Genomic DNA, 254 nt, shown 5'->3' with positions numbered 1-254 from the left:
CGTGAACCGCCTTGCACAGCGGTCGAGCCGCCGGAAGAGAGGCCCCCAGCCGACGCTGCCCCGCCACGCGAAAAGCCACCTTCGCCGCCGCCGCCACGGGCGCCACCACCTCGCTCGCCTCGTGCATCGACCTGGTTGATCAGCCCCAACGTGAGCACTGCGGCGAACAACGCCGCAATGGCACGGTCCCACGGTCCTGTTTTCATTATTTGGCTCCCTTCTTCGCCGACGACTGGCGAGCCGTGTGCGACGCA

At 67.7% G+C, this 254-nt stretch carries 1 protein-coding gene; it reads right to left on the bottom strand.

Translation table 11 applies throughout. From position 1 onward, the window contains the following. On the bottom strand, positions 1-206 hold a 206-nt coding region (locus SB822_RS58945), incomplete at its 3' end, for a hypothetical protein (protein ID WP_410859355.1). Positions 207-254: the final 48 nt, after the last annotated feature.

Source organism: Paraburkholderia sp. SIMBA_054 (assembly GCF_046534875.1).
GTDB classification, from domain to species: Bacteria; Pseudomonadota; Gammaproteobacteria; order Burkholderiales; family Burkholderiaceae; genus Paraburkholderia; species Paraburkholderia hospita.
This window is presented reverse-complemented; position numbering and strand designations above follow the sequence as displayed.